This is a genomic window from Streptomyces sp. NPDC050264, from assembly GCF_040655895.1.
Classification (GTDB): Bacteria; Actinomycetota; Actinomycetes; order Streptomycetales; family Streptomycetaceae; genus Streptomyces.
The window spans coordinates 1-15,006 of sequence record NZ_JBFAKV010000008.1 but is presented as its reverse complement, the minus strand read 5'-3'; the positions used below and the strand labels follow the sequence as shown (position 1 = coordinate 15,006).

Annotated in this window: 13 protein-coding genes, 1 rRNA gene and 1 riboswitch; of the genes, 2 read left to right on the top strand and 12 right to left on the bottom strand. The window is 68.6% G+C overall.

The window, feature by feature from the left end; all coding sequences use genetic code 11:
• The first annotated feature begins 138 nt into the window (after positions 1 to 138).
• Positions 139 to 336: a DUF5999 family protein gene (locus AB0J02_RS16015; protein ID WP_363194548.1), complete on the top strand. Its 198-nt coding sequence runs from the start codon at positions 139 to 141 to the stop codon at positions 334 to 336.
• Positions 337 to 399: 63 nt separating this feature from the next.
• Here AB0J02_RS16015 and gcvP read toward each other — a convergent pair whose 3' ends face one another.
• Positions 400 to 3,285: an aminomethyl-transferring glycine dehydrogenase gene (gene gcvP / locus AB0J02_RS16010; protein WP_363194269.1), complete on the bottom strand. Its 2,886-nt coding sequence runs from the start codon at positions 3,283 to 3,285 to the stop codon at positions 400 to 402.
• Positions 3,286 to 3,469: 184 nt separating this feature from the next.
• Positions 3,470 to 3,565, bottom strand: a riboswitch (glycine riboswitch).
• A 113-nt stretch (positions 3,566 to 3,678) separates the two neighbouring features.
• On the opposite strand from gcvP, the gene AB0J02_RS16005 reads away from it, so the two are divergent.
• Positions 3,679 to 4,053 carry a PRC-barrel domain-containing protein gene (locus tag AB0J02_RS16005; protein ID WP_363194268.1) on the top strand — a complete coding sequence of 125 codons (375 nt, stop codon included), beginning with the start codon at positions 3,679 to 3,681 and terminating at the stop codon, positions 4,051 to 4,053.
• Between the two features lie 529 nt (positions 4,054 to 4,582).
• Here AB0J02_RS16005 and AB0J02_RS16000 read toward each other — a convergent pair.
• The 11 genes from AB0J02_RS16000 to rrf all read right to left on the bottom strand — a co-directional run bounded on the left by AB0J02_RS16000 (position 4,583) and on the right by rrf (position 14,885).
• Entirely contained in the window at positions 4,583 to 5,941 is a 1,359-nt protein-coding gene (locus AB0J02_RS16000; RefSeq protein WP_363194267.1) for a DNA polymerase IV, read from the bottom strand.
• A 46-nt stretch (positions 5,942 to 5,987) separates the two neighbouring features.
• The gene (locus AB0J02_RS15995; protein ID WP_363194266.1) at positions 5,988 to 6,608 is read right to left on the bottom strand and encodes a MerR family transcriptional regulator; all 621 of its coding nucleotides are present in this window, start codon (positions 6,606 to 6,608) and stop codon (positions 5,988 to 5,990) included.
• A 192-nt stretch (positions 6,609 to 6,800) separates the two neighbouring features.
• Positions 6,801 to 7,274 (bottom strand): bifunctional nuclease family protein, encoded by a 474-nt coding sequence (locus AB0J02_RS15990; RefSeq protein WP_005475662.1) that lies wholly within the window; start codon positions 7,272 to 7,274, stop codon positions 6,801 to 6,803.
• A gap of 86 nt (positions 7,275 to 7,360) precedes the next feature.
• On the bottom strand, positions 7,361 to 8,092 hold the full coding sequence (locus AB0J02_RS15985; RefSeq protein WP_363194265.1) for a MerR family transcriptional regulator: 732 nt from the start codon (positions 8,090 to 8,092) through the stop codon (positions 7,361 to 7,363).
• Between the two features lie 27 nt (positions 8,093 to 8,119).
• Positions 8,120 to 9,061, bottom strand: a complete 942-nt coding sequence (locus AB0J02_RS15980) for an FHA domain-containing protein (protein WP_363194547.1) — start codon at positions 9,059 to 9,061, stop codon at positions 8,120 to 8,122.
• A gap of 85 nt (positions 9,062 to 9,146) precedes the next feature.
• A complete protein-coding gene (locus tag AB0J02_RS15975) occupies positions 9,147 to 10,070 on the bottom strand; it encodes a DUF881 domain-containing protein (RefSeq protein WP_363194546.1) in 924 nt (307 codons plus the stop codon).
• A gap of 5 nt (positions 10,071 to 10,075) precedes the next feature.
• Positions 10,076 to 10,408, bottom strand: coding sequence for a small basic family protein (locus tag AB0J02_RS15970; RefSeq protein WP_030901291.1), 333 nt, complete (start codon positions 10,406 to 10,408; stop codon positions 10,076 to 10,078).
• Complete coding sequence (locus AB0J02_RS15965) at positions 10,405 to 11,310, bottom strand: DUF881 domain-containing protein (protein ID WP_363194264.1); 906 nt, start codon at positions 11,308 to 11,310, stop codon at positions 10,405 to 10,407. Before AB0J02_RS15965 ends, AB0J02_RS15970 begins: the two co-directional genes overlap by 4 nt.
• A 90-nt stretch (positions 11,311 to 11,400) precedes the next feature.
• Positions 11,401 to 13,896 carry a mannose-1-phosphate guanyltransferase gene (locus tag AB0J02_RS15960; RefSeq protein ID WP_363194263.1) on the bottom strand — a complete coding sequence of 832 codons (2,496 nt, stop codon included), beginning with the start codon at positions 13,894 to 13,896 and terminating at the stop codon, positions 11,401 to 11,403.
• A gap of 114 nt (positions 13,897 to 14,010) precedes the next feature.
• Complete coding sequence (locus AB0J02_RS15955; protein WP_363194262.1) at positions 14,011 to 14,619, bottom strand: CDP-alcohol phosphatidyltransferase family protein; 609 nt, start codon at positions 14,617 to 14,619, stop codon at positions 14,011 to 14,013.
• A gap of 149 nt (positions 14,620 to 14,768) precedes the next feature.
• Positions 14,769 to 14,885: ribosomal RNA gene (gene rrf, locus AB0J02_RS15950) — 5S ribosomal RNA — on the bottom strand.
• Between the last annotated feature and the right edge of the window lie 121 nt (positions 14,886 to 15,006).

The window sequence follows — 15,006 nt, the reverse complement described above, 5'->3', positions numbered from 1 at the left end:
AATCCCTGCGGATTGACGCCCACAGGGCAACACTGGGTTCCGACCAACTGACAACGGGGGGCGGCCATGAACACGACTTCACGCCGCAGCACGGACACCAACATCATCGACTTGACTACGCAGCGAAAGAACCCATCCATGTGCCAGCACCAGCCATCGTGCCCGACAGCAGAATCCGCTGACCGGGAGGCCGCGCTCCCCGTGGCTCACCACCCGGAGCAGGGCTGGAGCCTCCTGTGCAACGGAGTCCTGCTCTTCGAGGACACCGGTGAGCTGCTCCCCAACGGCACCATCATCGCCCCGCACCGCCCACTGACAGTGGTCACGGCGGCGTAGCGGCCCAAAAGGGCGCGCGACCAGCCGTTCACCCCGGCCGGCCGCGCTGCCCCTCCCCGCTCCTTACGCCTCGTAGGCGTCCAGGGGCGGGCACGAGCACACCAGGTTCCGGTCACCGAAAGCCTGGTCGATGCGCCGAACCGGCGGCCAGTACTTGTCCGAAGCGGCGACTCCCGCGGGGAAGACACCTTCCTCGCGGCTGTACGCGTGCTGCCAGTCGCCGCCGAGCATCCCGGCCGTGTGCGGAGCGTTCCGCAGCGGGTTGTCATCCACCGGCCACTCGCCGGAGGCAACCCGCTCGACCTCCCCGCGAATGGCGATCATCGCCTCGCAGAACCGGTCGATCTCCCCGAGGTCCTCGCTCTCCGTCGGCTCGATCATCAGCGTCCCGGCGACCGGGAACGACATGGTCGGGGCGTGGAAGCCGTAGTCGATGAGGCGCTTGGCGATGTCGTCGACGCTGACCCCGGTCGCCTTGCTGAGCGGCCGCAGATCGATGATGCACTCGTGCGCGACGAGCCCGCCCGGCCCGGTGTAGAGCACCGGGTAGTGCGGTTCGAGCCGCTTGGCGATGTAGTTCGCGGAGAGCACGGCCACCTGCGTCGCCCGCTTCAGCCCCTCGCCTCCCATGAGCCGCACGTACGACCAGGAGATCGGCAGAATGCCGGCGGAGCCCCACGGCGCCGCCGAGATCGGCCCGACCCCGGTCTTCGGCCCGGCGGCCGGCTGCAGCGGGTGGTTCGGCAGGTGCGGCGCGAGGTGGGCGCGCACCCCCACCGGGCCGACGCCCGGACCGCCGCCGCCGTGCGGGATGCAGAACGTCTTGTGCAGGTTCAGGTGCGAGACGTCGCCACCGAAGTGCCCCGGCTTGGCCAGCCCCACCAGGGCGTTGAGGTTCGCCCCGTCGACGTACACCTGACCACCGGCGTCGTGCACGGCGGCACAGATGTCGGCGACGTGCTCCTCGAAGACCCCGTGCGTCGACGGGTACGTGATCATGAGGACGGAGAGCTGGTCGGCGTAACTCTCGATCTTGGCGCGCAGGTCCTCGACGTCGATCTCGCCGTCGTCGGCGGTCTTGACGACGACGACCTTCATCCCGGCCATCACTGCGCTGGCCGCGTTGGTGCCGTGCGCCGACGACGGGATGAGGCACACCGTCCGCTGCTCGTCGCCGTTGGCGCGGTGGTAGCCCCGCACGGCCAGCAGACCCGCGAGCTCGCCCTGCGATCCGGCGTTCGGCTGCAGCGACACGTTGTCGTAGCCGGTGACCTCGGCGAGCCGCTCCTCCAGTTCACGGATGAGCGTGAGGTAGCCCTGCGCCTGCTCGGCCGGCGCGAAGGGGTGCAGCTGCCCGAACTCGGGCCAGGTGACCGGCTCCATCTCCGTCGTCGCGTTGAGCTTCATCGTGCAGGAGCCCAGCGGGATCATGCCGCGGTCGAGCGCGTAGTCACGGTCGGCGAGCCTGCGCAGGTAGCGCAGCATCGCGGTCTCCGAGCGGTGCTGGTGGAAGACCGGGTGCGTCAGGATCTCGTCGCCGCGCAACACCGTCTGCGGCAGCACGTCCGCCACCTCGGCGTCCAGCGCCTCGATGTCCGCCTCGACACCGAACGCGTCCCAGACGACCCCGAGCCGGCTCCGCGTGGTGGTCTCGTCGCAGGCGATCGACACGTGGTCGGCGTCGACGAGCCGCAGGTTGACCCCGCCCTCGCGCGCCGCGCCGACGATCCCCGCGGCCGCGCCGGGCACCCGGACCGTAAGGGTGTCGAAGTACGCCCCGTGCACGACCTCGACCCCGCCCGCCGTCAGACCTGCGGCCAGCAGTGTGGCGTAGCGATGGGTGCGCTGTGCGATGGACCGCAGACCGTCCGGTCCGTGGTAGACGGCGTACATCCCGGCCATGACGGCGAGCAGGACCTGCGCCGTACAGATGTTGCTCGTGGCCTTCTCACGCCGGATGTGCTGCTCCCGCGTCTGCAGGGCGAGCCGGTACGCCTTGTTCCCGTCGGCGTCGACGGAGACACCCACGAGCCGTCCGGGCAGGGACCGCGCGAACTTCTCCCGTACGGCCATGTAACCGGCGTGCGGACCGCCGAAGCCCATCGGCACACCGAACCGCTGCGTCGTGCCGATGGCGATGTCCGCGCCCAGCTCGCCGGGCGAGGTCAGCAACGTGAGGGCGAGCAGGTCGGCGGCGACGGTGACGATCGCGCCCAGCTCGTGCGCCTGGTCGATCACGGGCTTGATGTCGCGCACGGCACCGGAGGCCCCCGGGTACTGCACGAGCACGCCCACGACACCGCGCTCGGCGACCTCGGCCGGAATGCCCTCGCTCAGGTCGGCGACGACGATCTCGACGCCGGTCGGCTCGGCCCGCGTCCGGATGACGGCGACGGTCTGCGGCAGCGCGTCAGCGTCCACCACGTACGCGCCGTCCTTGACCTTGCCGACGCGCCGTGACAGCGCCATCGCCTCGGCGGCGGCCGTGCCCTCGTCGAGCAGGGAGGCACCTGAGGTAGGCAGCCCGGTCAGCTCGGCGACCATGGTCTGGAAGTTGAGCAGCGCCTCGAGGCGGCCCTGCGAGATCTCCGGCTGGTACGGCGTGTAGGCCGTGTACCAGGACGGGTTCTCCATGACGTTGCGCAGGATGACCGGCGGCGTGAAGGTCCCGTAGTAGCCGAGCCCGATCATGGAGCCGAGCACCTGGTTGCGGTCCGCGAGGGCGCGAAGCTCCGCGAGCACCTCGGCCTCGGTCCGGGCGGCCGGCAGCTCCAGCGCCTCGGCGCTCTTGATCACATCCGGCACCGCGGCCGCCGTCAGCTCGTCGAGCGAGCCGTAGCCGACCTGCGCGAGCATCTTGGCCTGCGCGGCGTCATCCGGACCGATGTGGCGCTGCTCGAAGGGGATTCCCTGCTCCAGAGCGGAGAGCGGAGTTCGGTTGGCTGTCATTGCGGAGGCCTCCTGGTCATCGCGACCTGCGAGGGGCACCACGGCGTGCGTGCCCGGACGGCCTCCCCCTCTGTCATCTCAACCTGAGAGCTTCACCGGCCCGCCCCGCACGATCACGGAACACACCGGCTTTCACCGTCGGTGAGGGCGGAATACGTGCACCCGCCCTGCTTTCCAGAGTGACCTCGTCCGTGCGGTACAGGGGCCTGAGAGATTCCGGGGAGGATTTGCTCCTTCGGCGCCTCCGACAACTGCTCGGAGACTCTCCCGCACGGGGTCAGCAGCCGTCTGTCAGCCTACCAGCGGCCCCTTGACCCTCCTTTCGAGTGGCCGCCGTCCCCAATGTGCCCTTTCGTAGTCCTTACAGACGAGTTGCGATCATCTGGAGGGCCCGTGCTGACCGACGTCGATCCGCGCAACCTGATCGGCCGCAAGGCGTTCGACCGCAACGGAACCAAGCTCGGCACGATCGACGAGGTCTACCTCGACGACGCCACGGGCGTCCCCGAGTGGGCGGCGATACGCACGGGCCTCTTCAGCCGCGACGCCTTCGTCCCGCTGGAACCCAGCGAACTGATCGACGGCACCCTCCGCGTCCCCTTCGAGCGCGCCCTGATCAAGGACTCCCCGGACTTCGGCGTGGGCCGCCACCTCTCCCCCGAGCAGGAACTCCAGCTCTACCACCACTACGGCCTCGACATCACGGCCCCCCATTCCCCGGACATCATGTTCGGCCGCATCGCGGGCACGGAGGACGACCCGGCCTAGGGCCCCTGTCTTCAAACTCCCCTCGTCTCCCGGAGGGCGGCCCGGCGGCGTTCGGTGCGTGCGCTCTCGGCGGGCCGGGGGCAGGGCCTCGTACGGGGCGTACTCGGCTTTGCGCCCAGTGCGGCGAGAGTGCGTGCCGAACGCCCCCGGGCAGAGGTGAGTTCGAAGACAGGCCCTAGTCCCAATGCCGTTGCGTTACGGGCGATCTTGCCCTTCGTCGCCCCAGGCTCATGAACCGCCGTGACACGGTGGACTCCTGCGGTTCTTGAGAATGTCACCAGGATGCGCGCCGCGCCTGCGCTCGGGGGTGCACGCACCAAGATCGCGGCTAAGGCAACGGCATTGGCCCTAGGCCGTTTCTGATGGCTCTTGGTCGGGTGTAGGACTGATCGTCGGCGCAACGCGAGTCACCTCGTGATGAGCCGACTGCCCCTCCGAGCACGCCAGTGACAGGCATCTGACGGTTCCAAGAGCCGTCAGAAACGCCCTAGTCCGCATCGCGGCGACAGGACAGCCGGCGGCCCTGCCCCTAACCCCCCGGATCCACCAGCGGCAGCGGCTCCGCAGGCTCCAGCAGGGGGTCGTCGACCAGGAATGTCCGGACCCGCCCCGGACCCGTCGCGTACGGCGTCTCGAACCGCACCGTCACCCGCCCGAGCCCACTGCCCTGCACCCACCCCGGCCCGAACTCCGCATGCCGCACATCATGCCCGGCCATCCACCGCCGCTCGACCGGCTCGGCCACCACCTCGGCGACGGCCTCGACCGGCTCCCCCTCCTCGACGGCGTCCAGCGCGCCCCGGTCCTCCTCGGCGGCAGCCGCCTGCGCGAACAGGTCCTCCTGCGTGAAGTCCGCCAGGCCGCTCACCCCGACCCCGAGCAACCGCACCCCGCCCGTCGTGTCCACGGACTCCAGCAGCCGCGCGGCGGCCTCCCTGACCACCCCCGGATCGTCGGTCGGCCCCCGCAGCGTCTCGGACCGCGTCAGGGTGGAGAAGTCGTACCGCCGCACCTTCAGGACCACGGTCCGCCCCGACCGGTCGGCGGCGCGCAACCGCTCCACACACCGGTCTGCGAGCCGCCGCACCTCCGCACGGACCCGCACCCGGTCATGGATGTCCACGTCGTACGTGTCCTCGACCGACACGGACTTGGAATCCCGCTCGGCGACCACGGGCCGGTTGTCGTGCGCCAGCGCCATGGCGTACAGATGCCCGCCGTGCGACTTCCCCAGCAGCCGCACCAGCTCGTCCTCACCCGCCTCGGCGATCTCCGCGACGGTGAGGATCCCGGCCCGCCGCAGGTGGTCCCCGGTCGCGGGCCCGACCCCCGGCAGGATCCGCACGGACTTCGGGCCGAGCAGCGCCCGCTCGGTCCCCGGCCGTATCAGCACAAGCCCGTCCGGCTTCGCCTCCTCCGACGCGATCTTCGCCAGCATCTTGGAGGCGGCGAGGCCGACCGACCCGGTCAGCCCGGTCACCCGCCGGATGTCGGCCCGCAGCCGCACTCCGACGGCCTCCGCGGAAGCCTCGTCCCAGGCCGCCTCAACGGTCTCCAGATCAACGAACGCCTCGTCCAGGCTCAACGGCTCCACCAGCGGCGAAAGCTCCCGCAGCAGCCCCATCACCTGCTCGCTGACCTCCCGGTACAACCGGAACCGCGGCACCAGGTACGCGGCATGGGGAGCGAGCCGCCGCGCCTGCCCCATCGGCATCGCCGAGTGCACCCCGAACTTCCGGGCCTCGTACGACGCCGTCGCCACGACACCGCGGGGCCCGAGCCCGCCCACGACGACCGCTTTCCCGCGCAGGCTCGGCTTCGCCGCCTGCTCCGCCGAGGCGTAGAAGGCGTCCATGTCGAGATGCAGAATCGTCGGCGCGGATCTCACCCCACCGATGCTGCCCTACGCCACTGACAACGCGGCCGAACGGGCGTCATACAGCGCGGTTGCGCCGCCTCGCGAGTTCGTCCGAGGGGTTGTGGCCGACGAGGGTCTCACCGGTGTCCACCCGCTCCCCGTGCAGCTGCGACAGGGCGCTCTCCACGTCCCGCAGGACCACGCCCACCGCGATCCCGAAGATCCCCTGGCCGCCCTGGAGCAGATCGTGCACCTCGGCCGGTGACGTGCACTCGTAGACGGTCGCGCCATCGCTCATGAGCGTCATGCGCTCCAGGTCCGCAAGGCTGCGCTCGCGCAGGTGCTGCACGGCGGTGCGGATGTTCTGCAGCGAGACACCCGTGTCCAGTAAACGCTTGACGACCTTGAGGACGACGACGTCCCGGAAGCTGTACAGGCGCTGCGTCCCCGACCCGTACGCGGACCGCACACTGGGCTCGACGAGACCGGTTCTGGCCCAGTAGTCGAGCTGTCGATAGGTGATGCCGGCCGCCGCGCACGCGGTCGGACCCCGGTATCCGACTTCCTCGGACGCCGCTTGGCCGCTCTCCCCCGCCACCGCAGAGACCGCCTGCGGGCGCTGCGGAGTGAGATCGGCCGCGCTGCCGTGAAACGAGTACGGACCGCCCGTCGCCGTACCGTCGCCGCTGCTTCTCACGCCGACCTCCTCTTTGACCTGCCTACACGACGGTAGGCAGTCACAAGGGGTGCGTCAACGAACGCCACACTCGCCACGCCGAGTGATAATCACCCTAGGAGTGGTTTCCCGTATCCCACCGCGGGGAAAGGCTAGCCGAATGCGCCGAGGCGGCCGCCGCTGGGCGACCGCCTCATGGTCGTTTCCTGCCGATCACTGGCTGTTGGTACCGAAATCCTCGGGCGAGATCTGGTCGAGGAACTCGCGGAACTTCTCCACTTCGTCCTCCTGCTCGTCCGGGATCGCGATCCCGGCATCGTCCAGGACCCCGTCACTGCCGAAGATCGGCGTCCCGGTACGAAGCGCCAGCGCTATGGCGTCGGACGGGCGGGCGCTGACCTCGACGCCGCTCGCGAACACCAGCTCCGCGTAGAAGACACCTTCCCGCAGATCCGTGATGCGTACTTCGGTGAGCTCCTGTCCGACCGCTTCCAGCACGTCCTTGAACAGGTCGTGCGTCAGCGGACGCGCGGGGGCCATGCCCTGCTGGGCGAAGGCGATCGCCGTCGCCTCCCCCGGTCCGATCCAGATGGGGAGGTAACGGTCGCCTCCCACTTCACGCAGGAGCACGATCGGTTGGTTGGAGGGCATTTCGACCCGGACACCTACGACGTCGAGCTCGTTCACACAGCAACCCTAGGACGTGCCCGGCCGGTTTGGGTAGTCGGGCATGCGCCGAGGGCCGGGCCCACGGTGCTCACCTGCCCCTGCGATCAGGGCAGACGGACCCCGAGCGCGGTCTGGACAAGGGCCGCGTGCAGTCGCACGGTCAGCCCCGCCAGCTCCTTGGCCCGCGCCTGCGCGAGGGCCCTGGTCTGCGGATTACGGTGGACCTTGAGCGGCGCGACGACCGAGTCCACCAGGCCCGCCTCGCGGTCCGCGGCCGCCCGCATGAGCCGCAGATGCCGAGGTTCGATGCCGAACCGGCCCAGCTCTCCCACCAGCTCGGCGACCGATACGGCCGAGGCGTCGTAACCGCCCTCGGGCAACGGGACGATGAGCCCGTACGACTCCCACTCGTCGAGCTCCTCCTCCTCGATGCCCACGGCGGCGAGGAGCTCTTCCCGGCCGACGCGAGCGGCGGTGGGAGCTCCCTCGGCGCCGTCCGTGACGTCGCCGGGCCGCCCGGGAGCGGGTACGGGCAACGCCTCACCCGGCTCCAGGGCGTCGAGCTGCTCCTTGATGACCTTCAGGGGAAGGTAGTGGTCCCGCTGCATCCGCAGGACGTGGGCGAGTCGCTCGACATCGTCCGGGCTGAACTTGCGGTAGCCCGAGGGCGTCCGCTGCGGCTCGATGAGCCCCTCGGTCTCCAAGAACCTGATCTTGGAGATGGTGACCTCGGGAAACTCGTCGCGCAGCGCGTTCAGCACGGTGCCGATGCTCATCAGCCGACCGTCCACGGTGGCGGTGCCCGTTCCGGCACCGCCCCTCGGTGTGTGAAGCATGGACCTTCCTGAAGGTTCGCTGATGGGTCAGATACCTCGCTGGCTCGCGTAGAAGACCAGCCGGTACTTGCCGATCTGCACCTCGTCGCCGTTGTTCAGCGTCACGGAGTCGATGCGCTCACGGTTCACATACGTACCGTTGAGGCTGCCCACGTCGGACACGGTGAACGAGCCGTCCTGCTGGCGACGGAATTCCACATGGCGCCGCGACACGGTCACGTCGTCCAGGAAGATGTCGCTCTGCGGGTGGCGCCCCGCCGTGGTGAGGTCGCCGTCCAGGAGGAAGCGGCTGCCCGAGTTCGGACCGCGGCGCACCACCAGGAGCGCCGAGCCCAGCGGCAGCGCGTCGACCGCGGCCTGCGCCTCGGGCGACAGGGCCGGCAGCTGCGTCTGGCCGGTGGCCTCCGGGTCGTACGACTCGAGGCCCGAGATGGAGATCGTGGACGTCGTCTCCGACGGCCCCTCGGGCGTGATCCCGCCGCGCAGCGGGGCACCGCAGTTCGAGCAGAACCGGCTGTTCTCGCCGTTCCGGTTCCCGCACCTCGTACACACCAGGGCCGACATGGACGGATCCTCCTGCCGCGGCTGCCCCGCGGGGGCATGGGACGCGTACGGGTCGGAGTCAAACCCTCCACCCGTACTTGAGGTTGACGGTTCCCCGAAACCTATGCGGCCGGAACCGGCACGGTCAACAGACGACGCGCCCTGTCCGCCCGAATTGTCACCGCCGACCTGGTCCCGGAACAGCGGGCGCTCGCCCACCTGCGTCTCCGGCTCGTCTCCGTGGCGCGGCGCGCGATGACGGGCGTCGTCACGCGCACTCTTGCCGAACAACTTCGCAAACAACTTCACGGGCGATTCCCCTTGACCGAAACAGACCCGCCCGTGGGGCAGGACGAACCCTGACTGCCTACATCCGCGTACATCACTGACACGGACATCCTCACAACGTCCGTATCCGCCAAACAGTTTCCACCACGCACCCCGTCTCCGGTGCGCCGACCCCCCGCAACCTCATGCCCTTGCACGACATCCCCCATGTACCCGCGCCCCACTACGAGGACGACCGAGCGTAATCAGGCTGCTTCGCCGTCCGCAAGGCGTCCACGACGATCCTCTGCGAGCGACTCACAGCCACTGTGGCCTGCTCCTTCTCCAGCGTCTGCACCACGCCTCCGGGGATGTTGAGCGCCGGTTCGAGGTCCTGCGGCTTGCCGATGACCTTGAAAATGTACGGCTGGCCGACCTTGTGCCCGTCCACGCTGACCCCTTTCCCGCCACTCGCGTCCGTCAGGTACGTGTTGGCCACGACGCGAACGTCGTTCACCTGGATCGCCTCCGCGCCCGCCGCCCGCAACTCCTGGATCGCGTCGAGCAGCATGTCCGCCTCGACGGCCCCCTTCGCGTCGGTGACGGTCATGGTGATCCCAGGGCCCTGCGCGGCCACGGTGCCCGCCAGAATGCCGAGTTGGCGTTCCTTCTCGACCGTCTGCTTGCGGGCCTCCTCGGCCTGGTCCGAGCTGTTCTCCAACTCGGTGCGCTGGTCCTCCAGACCCTGTTTCTCATCCTCAAGACGCTGAGTCCGGTCATCGAGTTCATCGAGGATGCGAACAAGATCTTCCTGCCGCGCACCCCGCAGGGCGCTGTTGTCGTCGCTGTTGGACCGCACCTGGATGGCGAGTCCGAGGCCCAGGACGAACAGCAGCACGGCGACGGTGAGTTGAGCGCGCGACACGCGCGGCGGCCACAGCCCCTTCACGAGTCGCTGACGCCCGGTCAGCGGCGTCTCACCGACCTGCTCCGGTTCCGGCGCTCCCTCCGTGGGCGCGACCTCGGCCGGCAACTCCTTGCGCAGCCGGTGCGCGTGTGTGTGCGCGTGCGCGTGCTCGCCCCGTTCCCGCTTCCCGGCGTTCTCGGCGTTCGCAGCACGCTCGCCGTTCTCAGCGTTCTCGGCGTTCTCGGCGTTCTCGGCGTTCATCGGCCTCACGCCCGGAAGATGTGCCGCCGGATGGCGGCCGCGTTGGAGAAGATGCGGATGCCGAGCACGACGACGACACCGGTGGACAGCTGGGCGCCGACGCCCAACTTGTCGCCCAGGAAGACGATGAGCGCGGCCACGACGACGTTCGACAGGAACGACACGACGAACACCTTGTCGACGAAGATCCCGTCCAGCATGGCGCGCAGCCCGCCGAACACCGCGTCGAGCGCCGCGACCACGGCGATCGGAAGGTACGGCTCGACCACCGCCGGAACCTCGGGCCGGACGAACAACCCGACCACGACTCCCACGACGAGGCCCAGTACGGCGATCACGATGTGCCCTTCTGCTCTGCTCTCGGCTGTGCTGTACGTACGATCACGCTGGGTGCGGCCGGAAGCTTGATGTCGTCCTGGGCCGAAATACTGGTCCGGATCCCGAAGTTCTCCTGCAGGGCGTGCAGGTACATCCCGTCGGAACTGTTCTGGAACCGAGTACTCAGCCGCTGACCGTCCCCCACCGCGAGCACCGTATAGGGGGGCACCAGCGGCCTGTTGTCGACCAGTATCGCGTCCCCGGCGGCCCTGATGGCGGACAGTGCCGTAAGCCGCTGCCCGTTGATGCTGACGGCCTCGGCACCGGACTGCCACAGGCCGTTGACGACACGCTGCATGTCGCGGTCGCGCACCCGCCCGGTGTCGGAGAACCCGGCGCTCTCCCGCGGCCCGCTCCCGCCACCGGACTCGGCCGACTTGGCGTCGTCGACGACGAGCTTGACCCCGGGCCCGTGCACCGGGACGGCGCCCGACAGCACGCCCATCAGCTCGCCCTGCTCACCGCCGTGCTTCTTCAGCGCCTCGCGCTGCTTCTCCCCCACCTCGGTCCGCAGCGAGTCGACCCGGCCCTCCAACGTATCGGCGGATTTGGTCTCCTGCTCGATACGGTCGATGAGCTCTTCGCGCTCCTTGGCCACGACGGGCGCGGCGACCCGGGCCTGCGCGGCCCCCACCGTCACCACGAGCGCGGCGAGCACAAGGCCGGCCGCGAGTCCCAACTTCGCCCGCAGCGTCTTCGGCAGTCCGCTCTGTCCCAGAGCCCGCCTACGGGCAGTGGCTTCCGCGTACCCGTCGTCGAGGCTGTGGTCCATCACATTGGTCAGCAGCGACATGGAGGCATCGGGGCGCACAGGGCGCTTGGGGGTGCTCCGAACGGGGGGCTGCTGCGGCATGCCGCACATCGTCGCACGTCGTGGCCGCTACCTCCGAATGGCCCTGTCGGCGTGCCGGTCGGCGCCCGGGACGGGCGCCGACCGGGTCGAGCGAGGGGCTCAGCGGCCGGCGCTGTCCACCACGGCCGCCCACTCGTCGAGCAGTTGCTGCGCCGAGGCGTCGTCGGGCCCCTCGGCCCACAGATGCGTGACGGCCTCCGCCGGGTCGGGCAGCACCATGATCCAGCGCCCGTCCGCCTCGACGACCCGCACCCCGTCCGTGGTGTCCACGGACCGGTCGCCGGCCTCTTCCACGACCCGCCGCATGACGAGTCCCTTGACCGCCCACGGGGTCGCCAGATCCCGCTTGAGCACGTGCGCCCGCGGAATCCGCGCGTCGATCTGGCTCAACGTCAGCTGCGTACGCGCTACGAGACCGATCAGCCGCACGAAGGCCGCGGCCCCGTCGAACACACTGCTGAACTCGGGCACGATGAACCCACCGCGCCCATCCCCGCCGAAGATGGTCTCGTCCTCACGCCCCACGCGCGTGAGGTCGTCGGGCGACGTGGTCGTCCACTCCACCTGTGTCCCGTGGTACGCGGCGACCTGCTCGGCGATCCGCGTCGTCGTGACCGGCAGCGCGACGCGCCCGCTCCTGCGCTCCGCGGCGACCAGGTCGAGCATCACGAGGAGCGCCCGGTCGTCCTCGACGATCCGGCCCTTCTCGTCGACGAGCGACAACCGCTCACCGACCGGGTCGAACCGCACCCCGAACGCCGCGCGCGCCGACGCGACGATCTCGCCGAGCCGTACGAGCCCGGACCTCCGGGCGTCGGCGGTCTCGGTCGGCCTCGACTCATCGAGCCCCGGGTTGATGGTCAGCGAGTCGACTCCGAGCCGCCCGAGCAGGCTGGGCAGCACAAGACCGGCACTGCCGTTGGACGCGTCGACGACCACTTTCAGCCCGGCGTCGGCGATCCCGGTCGTGTTCACGTTCCGCAGCAGGGACCCGGTGTACGAGTCGAAGACGCTGGAGGGGAAGTGCAGGTCACCGATCTCGCCGGGGAACGCCCGGCGGTACTCCTGCCGCGCGTACACGCGGTCGAGCTTGCGCTGGCTGCCCTGGGACAGGTCGGCGCCGCGCTCGTCGAAGAACATGATGTCGACGGAGTCCGGCACGCCGGGTGTCGTACGGATCATGATGCCGCCGGCGCTGCCCCGGGCCGTCTGCTGCCGGGCCACCGGCAACGGCACGTTCTCCAGGTCCCGTACGTCCATGGCGCTGGCCTGCAACGCGGAGATGACGGCCCGCTTGAGCGCGCGGGCACCACGGGAGTGGTCACGCGCCGTGGTCACGGTCGACCCCTTTTTCAGGGTCGTCGCGTACGCCCCCGCGAGTCTCACCGCGACCTCGGGCGTGATCTCCACGTTCAGGATCCCGGAGACGCCACGGGCGCCGAACAGGTGGGCCTGCCCGCGGGACTCCCAGATCACCGAGGTGTTGACGAAGGCGCCGGCCTCCACCGTCTTGAACGGGTAGACGCGCACATTGCCCTGAACGATCGATTCTTCACCGACCAGGCACTCGTCGCCGATGACGGCGCCGTCCTCGATCCGTGCGGCCCGCATGATGTCGGTGTTCTTGCCGACGACGCAGCCGCGCAGATTGCTGTGTTGTCCGATGTAGACGTTGTCGTGCACGACCGCCTTGTGCAGGAAGGCACCACTCTTCACAACGACGTTCGAGCCGATGACGGTGTGTTCGCGGATCTCCACATCGGCTTCGACCTTGGCGTAGTCGCCGATGTAGAGCGGCCCGCGCAGCACGGCGTCGGGATGCACCTCGGCACCCTCGGCGACCCAGACTCCCGGCGAGATCTCGAATCCGTCGAGCTCGACGTCGACCTTGCGCTCCAGCACGTCGGCCTGGGCCTTCACATAGCTCTCGTGGGTACCGACGTCCTCCCAGTACCCCTCGGCCACGTAGCCGTAGACCGGCTTGCCTTCCTTCATCAGCTGCGGGAAGACGTCCCCGGACCAGTCCACCGGAACGTCGGCCTCGACGTAGTCGAAGACCTCGGGCTCCATCACATAGATACCGGTGTTGACGGTGTCGGAAAAGACCTGCCCCCACGTCGGCTTCTCGAGGAACCGCTCGACCTTGCCCTCTTCATCGACAATGGTGATGCCGAATTCCAGCGGATTGGGTACACGCGTCAGACAGACGGTGACGAGCGCGCCCTTTTCCTTGTGGAAATTGATGAGTTCGGTGAGGTCGAAATCTGTCAGAGCGTCGCCGGAAATAACGAGGAAAGCGTCGTCCTTCAGCGCTTCCTCAGCGTTCTTCACGCTGCCGGCAGTGCCGAGTGGCTTCTCCTCATTGGCATAGGTGAGCTCCATCCCGAGCTCTTCGCCATCCCCGAAGTAATTCTTGACCAGCGAAGCCAGGAACTGCACGGTGACCACGGTTTCGGTGAGCCCATGCCGCTTGAGCAGCCTGAGCACGTGCTCCATGATCGGCCGGTTGGCGACCGGCAGGAGCGGCTTGGGCATACTCGAGGTCATAGGGCGAAGGCGGGTACCTTCGCCGCCGGCCATCACGACGGCCTTCATGTCGGAAGCGTCCTCCTTGGAAGAGACGACGGTCTAGCCGACTTCGCCCGCCAAATTAACCCGCAGTTGTCATGTTGCGGACCATCCGGCTGCACCCAGCGCCCATCGGCGGGCTCAATCGGCCTCGGAGTCCGCCCTGACAAGCCGGCGGACTTGGACCATGTACAGGATCCCTGCCCACCAATACAGTGTTGTACCCCATCCTGCGAACGCCCATCCGAAAATAGCAGCGAGTTCGTGGATCCATCCACTTCCGTCACTGAGCAGCAGCAGAGGGAACGCGTACATGAGGTTGAACGTCGCTGCCTTGCCGAGGAAGTTCACCTGCGGCGGCGGATAGCCGTGGCGCCTGAGGATCCCCACCATCACCAGGAGAACCAGTTCTCGCGCCAGCAGTACGGCGGTGACCCAGATGGGCAGAATCTCCCGCCAGGTCAGACCGACCAGCGTGGACAGAATGTAGAGCCGATCAGCGGCAGGGTCGAGGAGCCGGCCGAGGTTGCTGATCTGATTCCAGCGACGGGCGAGCTTCCCGTCGAGATAGTCGCTGATGCCACTGAACGCGAGCACCAGCAGTGCCCAGCCGTCGCTCTTGGGGCCGCCGAACTCAGGCCTGAGGATGAGCCACAGGAAGAGGGGTACGCCGACCAGACGCGCCATGCTGAGGATGTTCGGGATGGTGAGCACCCGGTCCGTCTGGACACGGGTCTCCTGGACCTCCACCCGGGGGCCTCCTGTGGGAAACGAGCCAACGATGCCCCCTGACTTTACCCTCAGCCCTGCCCGGCCCCGGCAACGGGGTCACCGCAAACGCAAAAAAGCCTCTGGCTTCGAGCAAAATGCTCGAAGCCAGAGGCTTCTTATCAAATTTAGTTCGGCGGCGTCCTACTCTCCCACAGGGTCCCCCCTGCAGTACCATCGGCGCTGTGAGGCTTAGCTTCCGGGTTCGGAATGTAACCGGGCGTTTCCCTCACGCTATGACCACCGAAACACTATGAAACTGTCAACCGGAGCCGTGACCATGGCTACAACGGTTGTTCGTGGTTTCAGAACCAACACAGTGGACGCGAGCAACTGAGGACAAGCCCTCGGCCTATTAGTACCAGTCAC

Bases quoted from the DNA above. Each gene is read 5' to 3' on its own strand.
- AB0J02_RS16015 (WP_363194548.1), top strand. From the start codon at position 139: ATGTGCCAGCACCAGCCATCGTGCCCGACAGCAGAATCCGCTGACCGG.
- gcvP (WP_363194269.1), bottom strand. From the start codon at position 3,285: ATGACAGCCAACCGAACTCCGCTCTCCGCTCTGGAGCAGGGAATCCCC.
- AB0J02_RS15985 (WP_363194265.1), bottom strand. From the start codon at position 8,092: ATGCTTCACACACCGAGGGGCGGTGCCGGAACGGGCACCGCCACCGTG.
- AB0J02_RS15975 (WP_363194546.1), bottom strand. From the start codon at position 10,070: ATGAACGCCGAGAACGCCGAGAACGCCGAGAACGCTGAGAACGGCGAG.
- AB0J02_RS15965 (WP_363194264.1), bottom strand. From the start codon at position 11,310: ATGTGCGGCATGCCGCAGCAGCCCCCCGTTCGGAGCACCCCCAAGCGC.
- AB0J02_RS15960 (WP_363194263.1), bottom strand. From the start codon at position 13,896: ATGAAGGCCGTCGTGATGGCCGGCGGCGAAGGTACCCGCCTTCGCCCT.